The organism is Cytobacillus kochii (assembly GCF_020171845.1).
GTDB lineage: Bacteria > Bacillota > Bacilli > Bacillales > Cytobacillaceae > Cytobacillus > Cytobacillus kochii.
Map to the genome: position 1 here is coordinate 294,634 of NZ_JAIVAM010000009.1, position 19,027 is coordinate 313,660.

General features: G+C 34.8%; 27 protein-coding genes and 1 pseudogene. 19 read left to right on the forward strand and 9 right to left on the reverse strand.

The features are described 5' to 3' along the window. Positions 1–76 precede the first annotated feature (76 nt). Positions 77–406, forward strand: coding sequence for a hypothetical protein (locus LCM23_RS16250; RefSeq protein ID WP_224937879.1), 330 nt, complete (start codon positions 77–79; stop codon positions 404–406). A gap of 27 nt (positions 407–433) precedes the next feature. On the opposite strand, the gene LCM23_RS16255 is transcribed toward LCM23_RS16250, so the two are convergent. Continuing rightward, positions 434–793, reverse strand: a complete 360-nt coding sequence (locus tag LCM23_RS16255; protein WP_224937880.1) for a YugN family protein — start codon at positions 791–793, stop codon at positions 434–436. Between the two features lie 495 nt (positions 794–1,288). On the opposite strand from LCM23_RS16255, the gene LCM23_RS16260 reads away from it, so the two are divergent. Then, entirely contained in the window at positions 1,289–2,371 is a 1,083-nt protein-coding gene (locus tag LCM23_RS16260) for a CAP domain-containing protein (protein ID WP_224937881.1), read from the forward strand. Between the two features lie 47 nt (positions 2,372–2,418). Here LCM23_RS16260 and LCM23_RS16265 read toward each other — a convergent pair whose 3' ends face one another. Next, positions 2,419–2,907: a PaaI family thioesterase gene (locus tag LCM23_RS16265; protein ID WP_224937882.1), complete on the reverse strand. Its 489-nt coding sequence runs from the start codon at positions 2,905–2,907 to the stop codon at positions 2,419–2,421. Between the two features lie 203 nt (positions 2,908–3,110). Between LCM23_RS16265 and LCM23_RS16270 the strand changes: the two genes are divergently transcribed. From LCM23_RS16270 to LCM23_RS16290, 5 genes are all read left to right on the forward strand, one after another. After that, positions 3,111–3,515, forward strand: coding sequence for a YlbD family protein (locus LCM23_RS16270; RefSeq protein WP_224937883.1), 405 nt, complete (start codon positions 3,111–3,113; stop codon positions 3,513–3,515). A gap of 15 nt (positions 3,516–3,530) precedes the next feature. After that, positions 3,531–3,770, forward strand: coding sequence for a YlbE-like family protein (locus LCM23_RS16275; protein WP_191812444.1), 240 nt, complete (start codon positions 3,531–3,533; stop codon positions 3,768–3,770). Positions 3,771–3,860: 90 nt separating this feature from the next. Beyond that, positions 3,861–4,292 carry a hypothetical protein gene (locus LCM23_RS16280; RefSeq protein ID WP_224937884.1) on the forward strand — a complete coding sequence of 144 codons (432 nt, stop codon included), beginning with the start codon at positions 3,861–3,863 and terminating at the stop codon, positions 4,290–4,292. A 65-nt stretch (positions 4,293–4,357) separates the two neighbouring features. Beyond that, a complete protein-coding gene (locus tag LCM23_RS16285) occupies positions 4,358–4,798 on the forward strand; it encodes a YlbF family regulator (protein WP_095369642.1) in 441 nt (146 codons plus the stop codon). Positions 4,799–4,920: 122 nt separating this feature from the next. Then, positions 4,921–5,196 carry a YlbG family protein gene (locus LCM23_RS16290; protein ID WP_224937885.1) on the forward strand — a complete coding sequence of 92 codons (276 nt, stop codon included), beginning with the start codon at positions 4,921–4,923 and terminating at the stop codon, positions 5,194–5,196. Positions 5,197–5,246: 50 nt separating this feature from the next. Here LCM23_RS16290 and LCM23_RS16295 read toward each other — a convergent pair whose 3' ends face one another. Further along, entirely contained in the window at positions 5,247–5,636 is a 390-nt protein-coding gene (locus LCM23_RS16295; RefSeq protein WP_224937886.1) for a DUF7147 family protein, read from the reverse strand. Positions 5,637–5,767: 131 nt separating this feature from the next. Between LCM23_RS16295 and LCM23_RS16300 the strand changes: the two genes are divergently transcribed. The 3 genes from LCM23_RS16300 (at position 5,768) to coaD (ending at position 8,578) form a co-directional block, all read left to right on the forward strand. Further along, positions 5,768–7,150, forward strand: a complete 1,383-nt coding sequence (locus LCM23_RS16300) for a hypothetical protein (RefSeq protein ID WP_224937887.1) — start codon at positions 5,768–5,770, stop codon at positions 7,148–7,150. Between the two features lie 358 nt (positions 7,151–7,508). Beyond that, a complete protein-coding gene (gene rsmD, locus LCM23_RS16305) occupies positions 7,509–8,072 on the forward strand; it encodes a 16S rRNA (guanine(966)-N(2))-methyltransferase RsmD (RefSeq protein WP_224937888.1) in 564 nt (187 codons plus the stop codon). 23 nt (positions 8,073–8,095) lie between these two features. Next, positions 8,096–8,578, forward strand: a complete 483-nt coding sequence (coaD, locus tag LCM23_RS16310) for a pantetheine-phosphate adenylyltransferase (RefSeq protein WP_095369637.1) — start codon at positions 8,096–8,098, stop codon at positions 8,576–8,578. Positions 8,579–8,649: 71 nt separating this feature from the next. Here the strand turns inward: coaD and ylbJ are convergent, their stop codons facing one another. Further along, on the reverse strand, positions 8,650–9,864 hold the full coding sequence (ylbJ, locus tag LCM23_RS16315; protein WP_224937889.1) for a sporulation integral membrane protein YlbJ: 1,215 nt from the start codon (positions 9,862–9,864) through the stop codon (positions 8,650–8,652). Positions 9,865–10,174: 310 nt separating this feature from the next. Between ylbJ and LCM23_RS16320 the strand changes: the two genes are divergently transcribed. Then, positions 10,175–10,963, forward strand: a complete 789-nt coding sequence (locus LCM23_RS16320) for a patatin-like phospholipase family protein (protein ID WP_224937890.1) — start codon at positions 10,175–10,177, stop codon at positions 10,961–10,963. Next, positions 10,960–11,979, forward strand: a complete 1,020-nt coding sequence (locus LCM23_RS16325; protein ID WP_224937891.1) for a SepM family pheromone-processing serine protease — start codon at positions 10,960–10,962, stop codon at positions 11,977–11,979. The genes LCM23_RS16320 and LCM23_RS16325 overlap by 4 nt, the downstream gene beginning before the upstream one ends. A gap of 220 nt (positions 11,980–12,199) precedes the next feature. Here the strand turns inward: LCM23_RS16325 and LCM23_RS16330 are convergent, their stop codons facing one another. The 4 genes from LCM23_RS16330 to LCM23_RS26200 form a co-directional block, all read right to left on the reverse strand. Then, positions 12,200–12,484, reverse strand: a complete 285-nt coding sequence (locus LCM23_RS16330; RefSeq protein ID WP_224937912.1) for a hypothetical protein — start codon at positions 12,482–12,484, stop codon at positions 12,200–12,202. Further along, positions 12,447–13,661 (reverse strand): nucleotidyltransferase, encoded by a 1,215-nt coding sequence (locus LCM23_RS16335; RefSeq protein ID WP_224937892.1) that lies wholly within the window; start codon positions 13,659–13,661, stop codon positions 12,447–12,449. The genes LCM23_RS16330 and LCM23_RS16335 overlap by 38 nt, the downstream gene beginning before the upstream one ends. Before the next feature lie 222 nt (positions 13,662–13,883). Further along, on the reverse strand, positions 13,884–14,999 hold the full coding sequence (locus LCM23_RS16340) for a site-specific integrase (protein ID WP_224937893.1): 1,116 nt from the start codon (positions 14,997–14,999) through the stop codon (positions 13,884–13,886). Positions 15,000–15,173: 174 nt separating this feature from the next. Continuing rightward, positions 15,174–15,401, reverse strand: a complete 228-nt coding sequence (locus LCM23_RS26200) for a helix-turn-helix domain-containing protein (protein ID WP_224937894.1) — start codon at positions 15,399–15,401, stop codon at positions 15,174–15,176. 112 nt (positions 15,402–15,513) lie between these two features. Between LCM23_RS26200 and LCM23_RS25940 the strand changes: the two genes are divergently transcribed. Continuing rightward, a complete protein-coding gene (locus LCM23_RS25940) occupies positions 15,514–15,639 on the forward strand; it encodes a hypothetical protein (protein ID WP_263624294.1) in 126 nt (41 codons plus the stop codon). Here LCM23_RS25940 and LCM23_RS16350 read toward each other — a convergent pair. Continuing rightward, the gene (locus tag LCM23_RS16350; RefSeq protein ID WP_224937895.1) at positions 15,636–15,998 is read right to left on the reverse strand and encodes a helix-turn-helix domain-containing protein; all 363 of its coding nucleotides are present in this window, start codon (positions 15,996–15,998) and stop codon (positions 15,636–15,638) included. The genes LCM23_RS25940 and LCM23_RS16350 overlap by 4 nt on opposite strands. Positions 15,999–16,151: 153 nt before the next feature. Between LCM23_RS16350 and LCM23_RS16355 the strand changes: the two genes are divergently transcribed. From LCM23_RS16355 to LCM23_RS16380, 6 genes and pseudogenes are all read left to right on the forward strand, one after another. Further along, the gene (locus LCM23_RS16355) at positions 16,152–16,382 is read left to right on the forward strand and encodes a helix-turn-helix transcriptional regulator (protein WP_224937896.1); all 231 of its coding nucleotides are present in this window, start codon (positions 16,152–16,154) and stop codon (positions 16,380–16,382) included. After that, on the forward strand, positions 16,379–16,561 hold the full coding sequence (locus tag LCM23_RS16360; RefSeq protein WP_224937897.1) for a helix-turn-helix domain-containing protein: 183 nt from the start codon (positions 16,379–16,381) through the stop codon (positions 16,559–16,561). The genes LCM23_RS16355 and LCM23_RS16360 overlap by 4 nt, the downstream gene beginning before the upstream one ends. Positions 16,562–16,589: 28 nt before the next feature. Next, entirely contained in the window at positions 16,590–17,162 is a 573-nt protein-coding gene (locus LCM23_RS16365) for a host-nuclease inhibitor Gam family protein (protein ID WP_224937898.1), read from the forward strand. Between the two features lie 69 nt (positions 17,163–17,231). Continuing rightward, positions 17,232–17,843 carry an ERF family protein gene (locus LCM23_RS16370; RefSeq protein WP_224937899.1) on the forward strand — a complete coding sequence of 204 codons (612 nt, stop codon included), beginning with the start codon at positions 17,232–17,234 and terminating at the stop codon, positions 17,841–17,843. A gap of 252 nt (positions 17,844–18,095) precedes the next feature. Next, the gene (locus LCM23_RS16375; protein WP_224937900.1) at positions 18,096–18,638 is read left to right on the forward strand and encodes a site-specific integrase; all 543 of its coding nucleotides are present in this window, start codon (positions 18,096–18,098) and stop codon (positions 18,636–18,638) included. A 98-nt stretch (positions 18,639–18,736) separates the two neighbouring features. Continuing rightward, positions 18,737–18,853, forward strand: a pseudogene (locus tag LCM23_RS16380) (ClpX C4-type zinc finger protein); the annotation flags it as partial. Between the last annotated feature and the right edge of the window lie 174 nt (positions 18,854–19,027).

The following is a 19,027-nucleotide window of genomic DNA, read 5'->3' on the forward strand; positions in this document are numbered from 1 at the left end:
AAATGAGATCGAACTGCATTAACTATACTATCCTTTACTTAAGAAGGTTGAATTCAGAAATGAATGGATGATGCAATTGGAAAAGCGAGATGTGGAAAAACAAAAAGTACGCAAATTTATCATTTCATCCATTGTAGAATCCAATATACGCTATCTTCAAATGGATGGTGCGGAGGAAAAGGTAAGGTTAATTAGAAGAAGTAGTGAAGATATTATTACGCGATTAGATGATCAGGTGATAATTGAAGTAAGATTAAGTATTATACCGTATAAAGAAGTATTAACAGATTTGATGATTTTACAAAAACAAATAATTGAAGATATTCGATTATTGACTGGACTTCGCGTTGGTAAGGTAGTTTTGAAAATAGAGCATTGCTCTATCGATTCGATAGAAAAAACGTGAAGATTTGTTCTTCACGTTTTTTTTTGCTTACTTAAGTATTTGTTCTAAATCATTATTAATGTCTGTTAAGATCTTTTCAGATTGCTTAACAAGTGATTGTGGAAAGTGTTCGCCATCCCCATATTCTACTCCATGAGGATAATAATGTTTGCCTAATAAAGGAGTAAGTAATTGAATCGTAGCCTTTCTAGCGCCAACGTCACCTTCTACTGCATGTCCAAATATACGAAGATAGTAGATTCCTTCTTTTAATTCAAATTTTCGATCGTATGTAACTCTTTCATAATCCCACTGTCCTGCACGTACTAACTGATAAGAATCCATTAGGTCATCTAGTCGCTTTAGTTCAACTTGCTTGTTTTCTAAACCAGTATTTTCAAGCTTCATAATAATCAATCCCTCCTGAAAAAAACAATTGGTAAACAGAACCAATATTGAATCATCTCAAATTTAATAATAGTTGAAAAATGGACAAGTTGCAATCTTTTTCAAATGTATCATTATATTCACCTAACACTAGTATTCCCAACATCCTTTATATATGTATAATGAAAAATTAGCGAAAAGAATGATAAATATAGAGGCTAATGATATAAAGTTCATTTCCATGTATAATAAGATGTATAAACCTTTAAATCGAGATTTTTATACAATTTAAATCTGCTTCTTTACTGAAGTGTACCCTATAGTTGTTGTAAAGGTTTTCTTAATTCATAAACAACTTGCTATTATCCATTTCTATGTGATGATATACTATATTTAAACATATGTTATAAAAAATGCTTTTTCGTGTATTGAAAAGATTGGAAGTTATGTGATTCTTAACGATACTCATGTATATGACATGGATATAATAGAAGTGTCCGGGTTTTAAAAGAAGTCATGGGAGGTGCAAGTTCTCTGAAGAGTGTATTACGCGTATTTGTACTGATATTGGCTCTTACCGTTATATGGTTATACTTAGATTTTAGTAGTGAAGATCAACTGCTGTTGAGTGATGAGGGTACAGAAGTTGCTCAAGATGAGACGATAGGTAATCAACATGATGAAGAGTCAATGGTTGCTGAGATGCCTGAAGAAGGATTGCTTACTTTAATGGGGTCAAAAGCTTCGGATATTAAGAAACAGTTTGGTGAACCGGAACGGATTGATCCTACACTTCAAGGCTATGAATGGTGGATTTATCCGAATGGCAATCATGAATATATACAAGTCGGTATATGGGAAGGGAAAGTAATTTCCATATTTGCCACAGGTGAAGAAGTGGATGTTACCCCTTTTAAAATAGGACAACCATCTGGAGAAATTTATTCTTCTTTATATGCAGAAACAAATATAGAAATTGAATTCGAAGGTAGTGTTTATCGCTTTGAGTTATCAGAAGCGGACATGAATATGAGACCAATTATTAGAATCGGTGATTATTATGCATTACTTTATTTAGATAAATTTACAGGTACGCTTTCTAGTGTTCGTTTTCTAAATGATGAGTCTTTCGTGATGTTAAGGCCTTATGAATTAGTTTATAGGGGCGAGTTATTTGTTGTAAATGATATAGAAGAAGAGGAAGAAGCGGCTATCAATCGAGGGATGGAGCAGCAGATTATTGATATTACAAACGTAATGAGAGAAAGATATAATGTAAATGAACTTAGCTTAGATGAGAAGACCCAAGAAGTAGCCTATAACCACAGTGTGGATATGTACGAAAGTGAAGCCTTTTCGCATACGTCGGATGAATATGGTGAACTGTCAGACCGCCTAAAGGCTGGCGAGGTTGCTTATCTATCTGCTGGTGAAAATATCGCTGCTAATTATGTAGATGCACCTTCAGTAATGGAGGGATGGTTAAATAGTAGTGCGCATCGTGAAACTTTATTGAATGAACAATTCACTCACATTGGTGTAGGTGTTCATAAGAAGCACTTTACACAAAACTTTATTGAAAAATGGGAACAAGAATAAAGACGTGGCCTACTCATTTGTATGATGAGTGCACGTCTTTTTTTTGTTCACTTTCCGACAACAAAAAAGGTAGAGGAAGCAGTTGCAACCTTCTTACCGTCGTCTCTTTCAACGACAGCAGAGAGGACCATCATGCGACTTCCTTTATGAGTGATTGTTGCATGACAAGTAAGGTTGTTGCCTTTAATTGCGGCTAAATAATGAAGGTTTAATTGTGTAGTCACTGCCACCTTATCTAACGGAGTTGCTTCATTGCTTAAAGTACCCATTGCGGTATCAATGAGTGTAGCAATCATACCTCCGTGAACAATACCAAGCGGATTATAAAGTAGAGGTGTAATAGGGATGGAAATTGTAACAGCATCATCTTCTAACTGTTCTTCTACATTCATAAATGCTTCAATATATGAACGATTAGCCCCATTTTGCTGTCTTTCTAAACTATCCACAATCCTATTAATTAACGCTAAATCTTTGTCATTGGTCTCAGCAACAATTTGTGAAAACTTCTGAAGTAAGAGATCTTTCTTTGTCATAATTTGTGAAACTCCTTGTTATATCATTAACTTTAAGCATTATCATTTTCATTTCCTCATTCCAATAAAATGAAGTTTTGTATATATGCTTATCTTTATCGTAACAGAAACCTAAGCAATAGAAATATAGAAATTTATCACTTTTATGGTGATGCACTCATACAATAAAGTAGGCATTTGTAACGAAAACGAGGTGAATAATAGTGGCACAGAAACAATTGCACCCAACTGTGGAACGGTTTAAGTCTTATGTGAAAAAGAATCCATCAGTACTAAAAGAGGTGAGGTCCGGTAAAAAGTCGATGCAGCAATTGTATGAAGAATGGTACCTATTGGAAGATGATGAGCAAGATGAGCGTGATCAGAAGACTGATTCTTCCGAACCCACTACTGAAAACAAACAAGATTGGATCAATCAAGTGATGGGAACTGTAAAAAACATGGACGTTAATCAAGTACAAGGTTATATTACAAATATGAGCCAAGCTCTCGGAGCGATCCAAGGGGTGTTATCACAATTTCAAGGAGGAGCTACATCCTCTAAAAGCTCTACTAAATCAAATTCAATTGCTCAAAAGCCAAATCCATTTGCATTTAAAAAAGATTAAAGAAGGTGAAAATCTTTGCGTAAAGATATAAGAGAGTATATTCAACAAAATGAAGAATTAAAAAAGTTCGTTAGAGAACAGCCACAGTGGTATCGAACGTTATCGCGAAACCCAACAGAAATACAGAAATTAGAGGTAGCGTCTTTACATTATCATAAAAAAACAATTCCTCATCATGTAGAAAAGTTTTCTAATGGGGTTCAGATGGCATCTATGATGATGAGTATGTTTCAAGCAATGAACAGTCAATCATAAATGGTCTTCTTCGCTTAGGAAGAAGGCTATTTTTTATGAGTAATTATTTTTGTAAAAGCAAATAATACATAATAAAAAGGGTTGATGAGCTTGCAAAAAATATATCAATACTTCTCGCTTTGTATTTTATTCATCTTATTAGTAGCTTGCACCAAAGATATTCCAGAGCCAGAAACAAATAGCATACTAGCTCCTGTTAAGGGGCTTGAAATTAGAGAATCTATTCCGGTAACAACTGCCATGGCAAAAGGGCCACAAGATTTTTTCGTCAAGCATGTAGTGGAAGGTAACGATGTATTTATTGAATGTATTGTTGATGGGATAACATTTAGAGAAGATCGACAAGGGGTGAAGGGAAAGTTTATTGTTTATGTTGATGGGGAGAAAACAGAAGAAATCAACCGCGCAGCTTTCAAAATAAAAGGGTTGTCACAAGGGAAGCATCATATCAAACTAGAAGTAGTGAGTAGTGATCCCGCGCTTTACTTTTTGACAAAGGAATTTATCATACAAGTGGAATAATTGTTCTCAGTACTTTAGATTTTAGGTATTCCATGATATGATGAAAAGTGGAGGTGAGCTTCCAGATGCTTGCTACTTTAGAAAGATTAGAGATATTGGACGTAGCCGATGAGATTGTCACGATGATTGTCAAGTCTGAGGAAGCTACTCAATACAAGCAATGCCTCAAGGAGATGCAATCAAATCCTGAAACTCAGGAAAAGATTCGTCAATTTGTTGAAATGAAAGATCTTTATGAGGATGTACAACGATTTGGTAAGTATCATCCTGATTATAAAAGAGTTACGATGTCTATACGTCAGTTAAAGAGAGAAATGGATATGGATCCGTATGTTGCAGCGTATAGACAATCGGAAACAGAGTTACAGAGTTTGCTTGACGAAATTAGCGTCATTATAAGTCACTCTGTGTCTCAACATATTAAAGTCCCAACAGGTAACCCATTTTTTGATAATGCTTGTTCGGGTGGTTGTGGATCAGGCGGAGCATGTAGCTGTTCTGCTTAACAGTGCGGTCATGACCGCACTGTTTTTTTAAAAGATAGAGAATGAAAAAATCAATCACATTGTAAAAATAATGAAATATATGCTAGACTAATAACAATCATTTGAACAAAAGGGGAAGTATTATGCTTGGAGAGAGGCAAGGTTTAATTGTTTGGCTTTATTCATTAAAGCAAGCGAAAATGTTACGTCGCTTTGGGAACGTTCATTTTGTATCGAAACGGTTAAAGTACGTAGTTGTTTATTGTAACTTGGAGGATATCGACGCCTTAACTGAAAAGATTAGTTCATATTCGTTTGTTAAAAAAGTTGAACCTTCATACAAACCTTTTTTAAAAACTGAATTTGAAAACGCAAAACCAGATAAAGCAAAAGAGTATGATTATAAGATGGGCATTTAACAACTTAAACAAACCTAGGCACATATAGTAAATATAGTGCCTAGGTTTGTTTAAGTTAGTGCAGGTAAATAGTGATTTAACCTGAAAATAGCGATTAAATGTTGAAAATATAAGTCTTTCTCAGAGAAAAGTGTCGAAGGTTTCACATTGAATTGGATGAGTTCTTTATTTAACTCTTTCGCTGTATCCGCAAATAATTGAAAGCGTTTATTAGGTCTGATTGTATGATTTGGCACGCCTTCTCTGCATATATATATAGGTTGGAATTTACCTTCAGCAGGTGGGTTTAATATCACGATCAGTGAACTCATGGCCTTGTCATTTATGGTTGTATGTAAAACCATCATATGTTTAAGGCGGTCATCATTCCTTTTCGCTATCTCAATCAATTCATAAATGTCAGAAAACCCTTCTCCGAGTTCAATAAATCTTTGAATCATATTTGTTCTCCTTTTATGTTTAATCAACACTTTCCTACTTTATCATTTTTTTTTATTGATTAGAAGGATATTCGGTGTTTATATATAATTAGGTACAATTATTTCTTGAATGAGTAGTAAGGGAGCACAAGATGAAAAAGGTAATTTCTATTCTTTTTGTTATCATTATTCTCTGTATATTTTTTAATCAATGGGATCAATTCATAGCAGATGAGCAAACTGTCAATGCACAAGAAAGTGCACAATCAAAAGTTACCATTCATTCAGATGAAAAATCTGTCCAAGTCTTTCAAACAATTTCTAGTTTATCTGACAAATCCATTTACGAAATAATCGTACCGGAGAAAGCTTCAAATTGGACATGTACATATAATGATAAAGATGAGTGTAAAAGAGTTTGGCGAGCTGAAAACATTATAGAGACTAAAGGTAGTCAGTTACATATTACCTATAGTTTGCCTCTGAATAAAAAGACTAACACTTTGATTCGTGATTGGTTATTTCAATTAAAAGGTGTCACTATAGATCATGTGGAATTAAAAATCATTGAATCTCACCATCGAAATGGAAAGTGGCTGGCTGGTATTCCATTATCTGGGTTCGTAAAAGAGGATCTAATAGATTATTACTTCTTTTCTGGTAAGACCAACAATCCGGCACTGCTTTGGTATAATGAAGACATAAACACCGAGCGAAACGAAACGTATTATTCGTACTATGGTGATCACTATCCTGAGATCAAAGAACTGATACAAAAACATGAAGAAAAGGTAAAAGAAGCAAACTTTTTAAGTATCATTACAACTAATCAGTTAAAAAGTGGTCTATTTGGAGGCATTCTCATACTACCAATTGGGGAGTTATTAGAAAGAGAATTAGTAGACGCTCTCTATTTCCATTCTATTGAAAGTGAAGAAATAGAATGGTTCTTGGATTTGTTAACCTCATTTATTATTGATGAAAATCCTCGGTTTGATCTAAGTATGTATGCTTTTAATGAACTAAAAGAAAAGCTAACTTCAAGTGAGTTGGAGCAGCTTGTTGCCAGTATTTCCGACTTGGATGAAAGTTTCGTACCAGAAGATATGGATGAGATACTTTATCAAATAACGGGAAAACAAACGAACTTCTTTGCTGAATTAGTAAGGAATAAACAACCGGTTTCTTTAGAATTATATACAATGAAAGATTATCATTGGAATAATAAAAAATTAACTGTGAAAATAATTGAAATTGATGGAATAGAGTGGGTACCTCTACAAAAGACAATGTCATTCCTCGAGTTTGAAACAGAGCGTTTATCTGAAACGGAATGGGCAATCTTTAATGACAAAGATGTTTATCGTTTATATTCAGACCAGTCGATTTTTATAAGAAACGAAGAGGTGTTTGGCTTGCTAGAACATCCACTGAAACAGATGAATGGAGAGTATTATTTAGAAAAAAAATGGCTCCAGTCTATCTTTCAGATAAACTTGAGAGAAGAGGGTAATAAAGTTTATTTTGACATGTAAAAGGAAAGCATGTGTGGAATTTATAGAATCATTCCTATTTGAATGAGTTCACCGTCGATAAAAATAAAAAATCCCTGTAGCAAAAAACCTACAGGGTCCTTCCAACCATCTAATAGGCAGAAGGTAAAGGGAGAGGAGAAACCGGAGGAAGAACTTATGGGGAAACGTAAGTCTTCTCCGCGGTTGGCAACAACATCGTTTAGATGCTGTTAATTTCATTATCTCCATATAAGACATTGTTATACATTTTTATTCGGCATCTCTTGAAATACTTAGGAGAATATGAGTTTGTTTCCTATAAAAAGTATGGTAGGATGATGAAGAAAAATTGAATTTAGAATAAGTGGTGAGTAGTAGTATGCGGGTAGTATCTGGTCAATATAAAGGACTGCAACTTAAAGCCGTTCCTGGCAAATCAACAAGACCAACAACTGATAAAGTAAAAGAAGCAATCTTTAATATGATAGGACCCTATTTTGATGGTGGCATTGCCCTTGATTTGTTCGCTGGAAGTGGTGGCCTTGGGATTGAGTCATTAAGTAGAGGTGTAGAAAAAGCGATTTTCGTTGATCGTGATAGCAAGGCAATACATACAGTACATGAAAATTTACGAATTTGTAAAATCGAAAAAGGCGTTGAAGTTTATAGAAATGACGCAGAAAGAGCTTTAAAAGCCATTATGAAAAGGGAGTTGCAATTTGATTATATCTTCCTTGATCCACCTTACAAAAAGCAGCAACTCGTTAAATTGTTAGAAATCATTAGTCAACAGAAGTTACTAAAGCAAAGTGGCATTATAATGTGTGAACATAGCTCGGATATACAATTACCCACATTATGCGGGGACTTAGAACAAGTAAAGTATGAAAGCTATGGTATCATTGCTGTTTCCATTTATCGTTATATTGTACCTAATGAATAAATTAGAAAGCAGGGGGAATAAAAATGAGCGGGATTGCCGTATGCCCAGGAAGTTTTGATCCAATTACTTTTGGCCATTTAGATATTATCAAAAGGGGAGCAAAAGTATTTGACGAGATACATGTCGTGCTATTAAATAATTCTTCTAAGAATCCACTCTTTTCTGTTGAAGAAAGAATTCATCTAATTGAAGAAGTAACGAAAGACATTCCTAATGTCAAGGTTGGGACTTTTCAAGGTTTATTAGTGGATTATGCAAAAAGTGTAAATGCAAAAGCAATCATTCGCGGTTTAAGGGCAGTATCTGATTTTGAATATGAGATGCAAATCACATCGATGAATCGCGTATTAAATGATGAGATTGAAACATTCTTTGTTATGACGAATAATCAATATTCCTTTTTGAGTTCAAGTATCGTAAAAGAAGTGGCAAAATATCAAGGAGATATTTCTGACCTCGTTCCAGCTGTGGTACAAGATGCGCTACATAAAAAATTCGCTAAGTAAAATAAAGAGGCAGATCAACTCTGAGAGTGTCTGCCTTTTTTTATACGATCTTTTAGTTTTAAGGTTGTGTACTAATGGGAAAGAAAATGCCTACGGTAGTAGATGAAAATATATAAAATAAGAGAAAATAAAGTAATGAGAGGTCCAAGTGTTATCATGTAATCATATATGGTAAATGCTTCGCTTTGAAAAACGGGTATAGCGTTAGATGGTTGCTCAAATGACACGCGGTCGTAGAGTAAATGCCAAAAAAGATAGGCGTAAAAAGCTGCAATAAATGAATGAATAATTCGAGCGATGAAAAATGGCTTAAAACGAATATCGGATTGAGCGATAATGCTTGCGACTTGTGATTGAACACTAAATCCACAGAAGGCCAAGATAGCACTTGCAATCATTACTTGTTGTAACAACGGAACATGATCGACTTGAGCAGTCATCTGATTTCCTTGAGTCAGTTCAAAAATGCCAGAAAATAAAGCTTTACTAAAATCAGGGGAGATTTGGAAAATAGATAATAAAAAACCGAGCCCATGAGCGAAAAAGTCTGTAATGCCGATGTGGAATAATAATTTATTTATGACCGAAAATAAAATAATAAAGCCACCGATCATTAATAAAGTATGGATAGAAGATATTACAGCATCACCAACAAGTTTTCCTAATGGACGCTGTTCTTGTAATCTTGTTTCGTGTAAGACATTAAATGCTTCCTTAAATGAAAATTTCCGCGCGGGGGGCGTCGCTATCTTAGTGTTCTTCTTTTCTTCCTTTCGTCCGTAAAAACGCATGATAAAACCTACAGTTAAATTACCAAGATAATGGGCTAAAGCAAGGATAATCCCTAATTTTGTATTATGAAAGAAACCAACAGACACCGCGCCAAAAATAAACAAGGGATTGGAACAGTTAGAGAAGGAAACAAGTCGCTCTGCTTCCAGACGTGATATTTGTTTCTCTTGTCTTAATCTTACAGTGAACTTTGCTCCAGCCGGATAACCAGATGCCATTCCCATGGCTAATACAAAGCCGCCAACACCTGGTACTCTGAATAGTGGTCGCATGAGAGGTTCTAATAGTACACCAATAAATTTTACTACACCAAAACCGATTAAAACCTCGGCTATAATAAAAAATGGTAATAGGGAAGGAAAAACAATCTCCCACCACATTTCGAGGCCCCTTCTCGATGCATCAACGGATTCTTGTGGATATAATATAAGTGAAACGGCGATTAATGATGCCGAAAGTGCAAGCATGACTGTTTTTAACTTTGAACGTGACACGAACGAGCCTCCCTTATGTAATACGGCTGGAACACAATGTAAGCATGTCCTTCTTCTATTGAATATACGACGACAGATGAAAAATTAGACCATTGATTTCAAAATGACATTTACTTACTATTGGTGAATCTTCCTTTTAAATAGATTCGAACTAATACCCATTAAAAAAAAGTATGGAAAATGAAATCACTCGTCTGTTAACTAAAGCAACTATTTATACATAAGATAATAAATAGCATTTTGTTGTTTGATATCAATACATTAAAGAAGAAAGACAATCATTTTATGAAAGGGATTGGAGGGAAAGATTTTGGTTCGACCAAAAATAGGTCTTGCTCTCGGATCTGGTGGTGCGCGTGGGTTTGCACATCTTGGTGTAATAAAAGCGCTTGTGGATAAAGATATACCAATTGACATGATTGCAGGGAGCAGCATGGGGGCAATGGTAGGCTGCTTTTACGCTACAGGCATAGATATTGAAACATTATATAAATTTTCCACTGTTTTTAAAAGAAAGTATTATTTGGATTTTACGGTCCCTAGAATGGGGTTTGTCGCTGGTAATCGAGTGAAGGAATTCATCCGTGTATTCACACAAGACAAGAAAATAGAAGATTTAAATATTCCTGTTTCTGTTGTCGCAACTGACATCCAGAAGGGAGAAAAGGTTATTTTTCAAGACGGGCCAATAGCAGAAGCTGTTAGAGCAAGTATATCTATTCCTGGTATTTTCGTACCTGAAAAGGTTGAAGGACGGTTACTAGTCGATGGAGGGGTTATTGACCGTGTGCCTGTTTCAGTTGTAAAAGATATGGGAGCAGATATTATTATTGCTGTTGATGTCTCAAGAGTAAATGTTCAGACAGAGATACACTCCATTTATGATGTAATCATGCAAAGCCTAGATATTTTACAAATGGAGAATGTGATTAACCGTGAAATAGCATCCAATGTGATGATTCGACCAAGTGTAGGGATGTATAGTTCAAAAGCTTTTACAAATATAAATGAAATAATTAAGATAGGAGAAGAGGAAGCGCTCAAATATATCGACAAAATAAAAGAAATCATCGAAAATTGGAAGGAGCCAAATGAATGAAAAGAAAAATTTGGGCTCGCTCCTTCTTCGTCTTAGCATTACTCGTCCTTGTTACTTCCTTTATACAACTTCCTTATTATGTCTCAAAGCCAGGAATGGCGAAAGAATTAGAACCAATCATTGAAGTTGAGAATGGTGACAGCGCTACAGGAAGTTTCATGCTTACGACTATAAGAATGGGCAAAGCTAATATTTATACTTATTTATGGGCAAAATGGCAAAAATATCAACATATTTATCCTATCGAGGATATCCGAAGAGATGATGAAACAGATAGAGAATATCAGTTAAGGCAATTATACTTAATGGATAACTCCAAGCAGTCAGCCATAGAAGTGGCATATCAACATGCTGGATTAGATGTGAATTACAATTATCAAGGTGTGTATGTACTTAATATTATGGAAGGTATGCCAGCAGAAGGGAAACTCGAAGCATCAGATATGGTAACGAAAGTAGATGGAAAATCTTTTCAATCTTCGGAGCAATTCATTGATATGGTTTCATCCAAATCGGAAGGTGATAGCATATCCCTTACGTTTGAAAGAAATGGGGAACAAAGAGAAACCGATATCGAACTAGAGAAAATTGCTGCGACTGGAAAGGCTGGTGTAGGCATTACTTTAGTGGATGATAAAGAGATTTCAGTTGATCCAGAAGTGGCGATTGATACAAGTGAAATTGGAGGTCCATCAGCTGGCTTTATGTTTTCATTAGAAATTTATAATCAGTTAGTTGAGGGAGATTTAACAAAAGGTTATGAAATCGCCGGAACTGGCACAATCTCACCAGATGGTACAGTAGGGCGCATCGGTGGAATAGATCAAAAAATTGTGGCTGCAGATAATGCCGGCGCAGACATTTTCTTTGCACCTAATGAGAATAATAGTAATAAGTCAAACTACAAAGAAGCTGTTAAAACAGCTAAAGATATTGATACTGATATGAAAATCATCCCAATTGACACATTTGATGATGCAGTGAAATACTTAGAGGGGCTAGAAAATAAATCATAGAAATCATAGATTCAAGGCCATAAAGTGTGGGGCATGTAATGTATAAACGGAGAGATTCTGCTAAATCATCAGAATTTCTCCGTTATTTTTTTTGTGATTATTTTCGCTTTGTTATAAGTAACACTATATTATACAATCCATGTAAATTTTATTCGAATTCTATTGCCTAGGTGTACAAGTAGTGTGAAGAACGAAGAGGAGGAGGCCCTAGCTCGTTCAACTAGAAATAGCCAATCAAAAGGAATTTTTTACGTACATCTAAAATGGGAAACTTCAAGATAGATAAGCAAAACGGTCTTGCACGTCCATCTAGGGTGAAATAGGAAGAGATAGCAGAATAAAAGCGATTTGCGCGTCCATCCAGATTAAACACGAGAGATAGCCGAGCAAAAGTAGCTTTATTCGACCATCTCTCATATTTTCTCAGTAAATAGCCAACAAAACCGAACAATCGGCTCGTGTCTATATCATTTGTCATAAATGATTGGTGGTTGGCTAAAGTCAAGTTTTAAAAGCTGCTGCTGTTGTGGAGAATTAGCTGCAAGCGCATATATTCTAGTTGCTTTAAGATCCAGTGCTAATGACTCTCGATTTTTGTCGGAGACTTTAGAAATGAGAGGAAGCTTAAACTCGCCTTTATATTTATTTAAGTAAACCCTTCCTTTTTTTGACATACCAAGTAGGCGAAGGTATGGTGCTTGCTTTAAATGCGACATAGTTTGTTTACCTGCATGGATAAGAATATATAAACAAATTCTCTGGATGCGTGTCCAAGTATATCGTTTTGTTTTCACTGCTTCCATAAATGTTTGAAAAGATGTTGAAGTCTTGCTCGCTTCGATTAAACGGAATTCGATTCCTTCTTCAACCTCATAAATTTCTCTAAGTTGAGCAGGTGACGAACTGAGCAAGCGGTATTGTAGCATAGGCCAATACAGTTCCCAATGATGCAGAACTCCAAATTTTTTATAATACGAATGCAAGGCTTCATATGAGGTTCTCGGCATATATTTAAAAGTTTCTTCTATATTTGTTTCTTGAGAAAATATCTTTTTTCTTATGCTAGTTGCACTTGCTATGGTTGATGAGTTAAAGTCTTCATCGTGGTACTCGGCATTCTTTCTTGCGATGGTTGTTGGCTCTATTTTCGCATTTTGTTGCTTTATAGCTTTTATGTATTGGAAGCCAAGAATATTATTTGGTTTTGTTAGGTCCACTATTTCTTCATTGATGGTTAATTGTTGGAAAGCAAGAGATGCAGATTTAGGATAACTATAGCCTTCTTTACTATAATTTCTAATCAGTTGGTTATACTCCTTTTCATGTTGATGTAACTCACGATAAGTTGATAAAAATGGCTGTATACTACCTTGCTCACTACCGAATGATAAATATTGACACAGAGTGGCATCGAGTATTGAAATGGCTCCATTTGCAAATATATCTGCTTGAGATGTCGCAAATGAAAAAGGAAGTTCAAAAACAAGGTCACAACCACCAGCCAATGCCATTTCAGCCCGTGCCCATTTTGATACGATTGCCGGCTCTCCTCTTTGCAGGAAATTACCACTCATCACACAAATCACCACGTCTGCACCTGTTTCTTTTTTTGCTTGCTCTACTTGATAGGCATGCCCATTATGAAAAGGATTATATTCAACGACAATACCAACAGCTTTCATCTGTTAACCACTCCTTCTTATTTCTTAATTATAAATGAAGAAATAAAATTTCACTAATGCTTACATAAATTGACGATAAAGGTTTGCAAATTGAACAAAATTGGTTACAATACTAAGAGAAAATGAGATAAATGATTCTCTTTTCAATAACCTTCTGACTGTAAAGAAAAAATTTACACTACATTTCGAGGAAATACCTTAATACGAGTGGTTTAACGGGGGTTATTCTTCATCGTTGACCACAAAGTGACCACCAGTTAAAATATCATCAATTTTTTTGCTAGCTTCAGCTTGACGTTCGTCAAAAACATCTGTATAAACATTAAGTGTAATACTAACATCAGAATGACCTAATCTTTGGGAAACAACTTTTGGACTCACACCCTCATCTATCAAAATTGTGGTGTGGGTTCTTCTTATGTCATGAAACCTTATTTCAGGAATACCTAATTCTCGACTAACTGTTTTTATGTTTCGTCTTAACGTATAAGGACCTACTAAGGTGTTGTTTCTAGTGCAGAAAACAAAAGTTTCATTTGTATAGGGACTATTTTCTTTGTGATCTTTTAACATTTTTATCAAAAAATCACCTATAGGTATCCAGCGGTCAGACGACTCTGTTTTAACTGGACCAATCACATATGTGCCTTCTTGCAAAGTAAGCGTATGCTGCACATGGATCATCTTTGCCTCATAATCAATATCATCCCAATGCAAACCTAAAATTTCCCCAACTCTCATACCTGTGTAAAAGGCTATATAATACGCCAAATGATATTTAGTCCTAAACCGAATCTTATCAAGAAAAAGTAACGTCTCTTCTTTTGTCCAACTTAATTGTTTCTTTTTTTGTATTTTCGGCTTCTTTGCTTTATTTACTGGATTTGAATGGATAAACTCCATTTCTACTGCTTTGTTCATAATATTTCCTAATATTACACCTACATATGATATATACTTGCTTGATAAACCTTGCTTCTTTAAATCCTGATAAAAATTGTGAATATGCATAGGTTTTATCTTCTTAACATCTGCATTGTCGAACTTTGGTCTTATACGTGCTTCAATCGCTCTTTTATATGAGTATAAAGTACTAGCACGTACAGTTTCTTCTTTCTCTTCATACCACATTTTTATTAAATCCTTAAATAAAACTGTCTTATGAGAAATAAAAGAACCGTTTTCGAATTCAGAAATAGCTTGAGCTAAAGCCTTTTCTGCGTCTTTTTTCCTCTCGAATCCACCTTTAGAGATTTCTTTACGTTCGTTGGTTAATGGATCTCTTGTGTGGAATCTGTATTGGTAGTAGTTGCCGCGTTTACGAACACTTCCTCGCATAATTACCCTCCTATAAATGACCAAAAAATCTAAGATGTAGAAATATTTGTAATAAATTACTAAAGAAAAAAATTGTTATTTCGACATAATATGACAAAAGTATTAGTCTTTTTTGTGTATAATTAAGTCATAAAGTTCGATATGTGCGAACATTTGTGTAGACTTTGACACATTTTATAAAGTGTCATCGTCCGCGACAGTATTAAATTCATAAAGATCTTCAATAGTGCATTTTAAACAATCAGAAATATTCTTTGCAGTCTCAATTGACATGATATGTTTATTATTCACATATTCTGATATTTGAGATTTAGGAATGTTACACATTTCTGAGAGTTGTTGTTGTGATAGATCTGCATCTTTTAATCTGTCGCTAAGTTTGCACCTACCGACCTTGTACAACTATTTATCACCACCTTTCAAGAAAATTGAATGAATAAAACCTTCACATTATATCGGCTTCATTGTATCATTATGTATATAGGAACTAATGTTCTCATAAGGAGTTGTGAAAATGGACTTAACCACCCTCGTAGAATTAGCTGCCACAAATGATGATGTAGATTTGAAAAAATTAATTGTATCTTTATATGGTGAAAAGGAAGCAGAAAAATTTTATGAACAATTAAAAAATTGCTAATCATTTTTGTTTGTTTGGAAAAGCAAATTAAGCATATCTATAGCTCTTTTTCTTTCGCTTTCATCTAAGACTTCATCACCCCAACGTAATGTTTTATTTTTTAGTAATCTTTCTAAATCGATTGTCTCGACATCCTCTACATATCCTGCAAGCTTGAGTAACTTATCATAAGGGTATTCATAAGCAGCCCCGAGTTTTTTTAAAACTTCTGGAGATGGGTGTAGAGGGGTGTTCGTGCCTCTTCTTTTTCCTTTTTCTAAATCAGAAATATAAGAATGACTTAACCCTGTTTCTTCTCCAACACTTCTTAACGACCTTTTTCCTCTTAATTCTTTTAGTAAATTACCTAATTCATTCATAGTCAAATACCTCCACGTACATATTGTAATATATGTTCAACAAAAATAATCAAAAAAACTTAAAAAATATTGTAGAACATAGTTGACAATTTGTTCATCAAGTTCTACAATATGGTTATAAGTTGAACATGTCGAACAACAAGGAGGAAGTAATTGAAGAACACCATCAAGTATTTAAGAAGAAGCCCAGAGTTTGATCTTACTCAGCAAGAATTAGCTGAAGAATTAGGTGTATCTAGATCGACAATTCATTCAATTGAATCTGGTGCTACCCCATCAGGTCATATAATGTTGAAGATATCAAATTATTTCAACAGAGATGCAAGAGATATTTTTTTTGATGATGATGTAGCACATGTCGAACATAAGAGGGGAGAAAAATGAAAAAAATACAACCAATGCTTACAGCAAAAGATGTAGCTAAACGATTAAATGTTTCAATTCGGTTTGCTTATGAATTGATGCAGAGGAGCGATTTAACAACAGTTAAGATGGGCAGGTCAGTTAGAGTTGAGGAAGATGACCTTCAAAAATGGATCGATAAGCAGAAACAAATCAGTTAAATATATACAAATAGAAAGGTTGATGTGCGTGAATCCACTAAACATTTTAGAAGAAATTGAACAAGAGGAAAAAGTGTTGTTTCAAGAAGCTTTTCAAGTTAATGATTTAGAAAGTGCTGCAGAAGCACAAAGGAGAATTGCTTGGTTTGAGGATAAAAAGAAAGAAATTGAAGATATTACTCAAGCTCAAATTGAACCATTTCAAAAGAGAATAGAAAAAATCAAGTCCTGGGGAGAAGAATCTAAACAGGAATTTATTCAAAAACAAACGTATTACAGTAATCTTTTAGAACAGTTTATGAAAGAACAAGTTGCTGAACAAATTTTAAATGGTAAGAAACCTAAAAAAACATTATCTCTTCCTTATGGAAAGATCGCATTGAAAAAGCAACAACCTGAGTTTTTGAAGGATGAAGCGACTTTGCTAAGTTATGCGGAACAATCCGGGTATGTGAAAGTGGAAAAGAAAACAGATTGGGCAAGTATTAAAAAGTCCTGCATTGTTGTAGGAGATAAACTGTATGACCAGAATGGAGAGCAAATCCCTGGAGTAACTGTTGTAGAAAGAGAAGAAAAATTCGAAGTCAAGTTGGATTGCTAATCGCCACAATTAGCAACCCTAGGTAAAACTTTAACAAGCCAATTATATATAAAGGGAGAGAAATAGGCAATGACTCAAAATGCCAGTATCTATAAGAAAATCGCTAAAGTAATGTCAGAAGTTAGTCGGGTACCTAAAAATGGATATAACTCCTTTAATAAATACAAATATGCAACTGAGAGCGATTTAACTGAATCTATTCGTCCTATTCTAAATGAAGTAGGTCTTGCCTTTTTTTCGAATGTGCTGGAACAAGAAAGAAATGGAGATTTCACAAAAGTAAAAATGGAATTCACCCTTATTGATTTGGATACGTCAGAAACACTTAAATCCTATTATTGGGGAGAAGGTCAAGATAAAAACGATAAAGGTCTATATAAGGCGTACACAGGCGCTACAAAGTATTTCTTTATGAAAACCTTCTTGATACCTACTGGAGATGATCCAGAAGGAAATGAAGATAATCAAACACCTAAAAATAGCAAGTCGGAGAAAATGGCGACTGATAAACAGTTGGACCTTGTGAAAAGGTTAATTATAGAAGTAGCAAATTCCACTGAAAGTACTCAAGAGAATACTTACAAAGCCTTAAAGAACTACATTAAGAAGGATATAGAATGGTATTCCGAGGACGATGCGACAAAAGCAATCCAAATCCTAAATAAGCAGAAAGGAGCGTAATTATGCACTTTCTTTTAGACGAAAACCACAAGGCTTGGCCTTATATTTTCTGGGGTTGTATTACAGTATTCAGTCTACTCATCTTCTTCGGATTAATCGATGGATAAAAAAGAACATAGCAGCATGATCTACTACATATGTGAAGAATGCAACGAAGCAGAGTTATTACTAGGGATTATACCAATGAAGAAATGTACATGTTGTCACAAGGTTATGGAAGCCATAGAAGAATATTAAAAGGGAGTTGTTGCATTGAACACCGTTCAACCTATACGTGATTTAGAGAAAGTTGCTGCAATGAAAGAAGTCTTGATGAACCAGCATGAAAGGAATTACTTCTTATTCGTATTAGGGATTAATACCGGTCTAAGAATAAGTGATTTGCTCAAGTTGAAGGTAGGTGATGTGAGAAACAAAAACCATATCGTTATAACTGAGCAAAAGACTGGTAAATTGAAGCGGTTTAAGATTAACAACGATCTAAAGCGCCATATAACGGATTTTACCGTTAAGAAAGAGGAAGCAGAGTATTTGTTTAAGTCCAGAAGAGGAAACGGCCGTATACATCGTGTGCAAGCGTGGAAAATACTTAGCGCTGCTGCACAAGAGGTAGGTTTAGATGAAATCGGCACACATACGTTAAGGAAAACTTTCGGATATCACTTCTATCAGAAGTATAAGGATGTTGCAGTGTTGCAACAAATATTTAATCATTCATCCCCATCTGTCACTATGAGGTACATCGGGATTAATCAGGACATTATAGATGAAGCTGTGGATGGGTTTTCATTATAAGGAGGGAAATAATGAATTCAAATGAAGAGGCTCTATACTCCATCTTTGAGAAGGCTAAAAGGTATGATGATCTTGCTTTTTTAAGTAAAAACAAACTAATTAATTGCTCTTTTTGCGGCAAAGATGAATCAAACCTAAAAAAGCTAATAGCTGGACCAGATGTGTTTATTTGTAATGAATGTATAGAGATATGTGTTGAAATTCTTGAGGAAGATGCAAATAAGGGAAAATCTTGATTTAAAAATATCCACTTTCTAATCAAGAAACGTTATTTGTATTATGTTCACTAAAATTTGGAGGTGCGGTATGACAATTTATAATCCTCAAGCCGAGGACAGGGGTTACTTCTATCACGTAAAAATATACGAAGAAATGCTCCTTACTTATGA

Excerpts from the sequence above, each read along its gene's own strand:
- LCM23_RS16255 (WP_224937880.1), bottom strand. The coding sequence starts at position 793 with ATGAAGCTTGAAAATACTGGTTTAGAAAACAAGCAAGTTGAACTAAAG.
- LCM23_RS16260 (WP_224937881.1), top strand. The coding sequence starts at position 1,289 with ATGGGAGGTGCAAGTTCTCTGAAGAGTGTATTACGCGTATTTGTACTG.
- LCM23_RS16265 (WP_224937882.1), bottom strand. The coding sequence starts at position 2,907 with ATGACAAAGAAAGATCTCTTACTTCAGAAGTTTTCACAAATTGTTGCT.
- LCM23_RS16285 (WP_095369642.1), top strand. The coding sequence starts at position 4,358 with ATGCTTGCTACTTTAGAAAGATTAGAGATATTGGACGTAGCCGATGAG.
- LCM23_RS16290 (WP_224937885.1), top strand. The coding sequence starts at position 4,921 with ATGCTTGGAGAGAGGCAAGGTTTAATTGTTTGGCTTTATTCATTAAAG.
- LCM23_RS16295 (WP_224937886.1), bottom strand. The coding sequence starts at position 5,636 with ATGATTCAAAGATTTATTGAACTCGGAGAAGGGTTTTCTGACATTTAT.
- LCM23_RS16300 (WP_224937887.1), top strand. The coding sequence starts at position 5,768 with ATGAAAAAGGTAATTTCTATTCTTTTTGTTATCATTATTCTCTGTATA.
- rsmD (WP_224937888.1), top strand. The coding sequence starts at position 7,509 with ATGCGGGTAGTATCTGGTCAATATAAAGGACTGCAACTTAAAGCCGTT.
- coaD (WP_095369637.1), top strand. The coding sequence starts at position 8,096 with ATGAGCGGGATTGCCGTATGCCCAGGAAGTTTTGATCCAATTACTTTT.
- LCM23_RS16325 (WP_224937891.1), top strand. The coding sequence starts at position 10,960 with ATGAAAAGAAAAATTTGGGCTCGCTCCTTCTTCGTCTTAGCATTACTC.
- LCM23_RS16335 (WP_224937892.1), bottom strand. The coding sequence starts at position 13,661 with ATGAAAGCTGTTGGTATTGTCGTTGAATATAATCCTTTTCATAATGGG.
- LCM23_RS16340 (WP_224937893.1), bottom strand. The coding sequence starts at position 14,999 with ATGCGAGGAAGTGTTCGTAAACGCGGCAACTACTACCAATACAGATTC.
- LCM23_RS25940 (WP_263624294.1), top strand. The coding sequence starts at position 15,514 with ATGGACTTAACCACCCTCGTAGAATTAGCTGCCACAAATGATGATGTA.
- LCM23_RS16350 (WP_224937895.1), bottom strand. The coding sequence starts at position 15,998 with ATGAATGAATTAGGTAATTTACTAAAAGAATTAAGAGGAAAAAGGTCG.
- LCM23_RS16360 (WP_224937897.1), top strand. The coding sequence starts at position 16,379 with ATGAAAAAAATACAACCAATGCTTACAGCAAAAGATGTAGCTAAACGA.
- LCM23_RS16370 (WP_224937899.1), top strand. The coding sequence starts at position 17,232 with ATGACTCAAAATGCCAGTATCTATAAGAAAATCGCTAAAGTAATGTCA.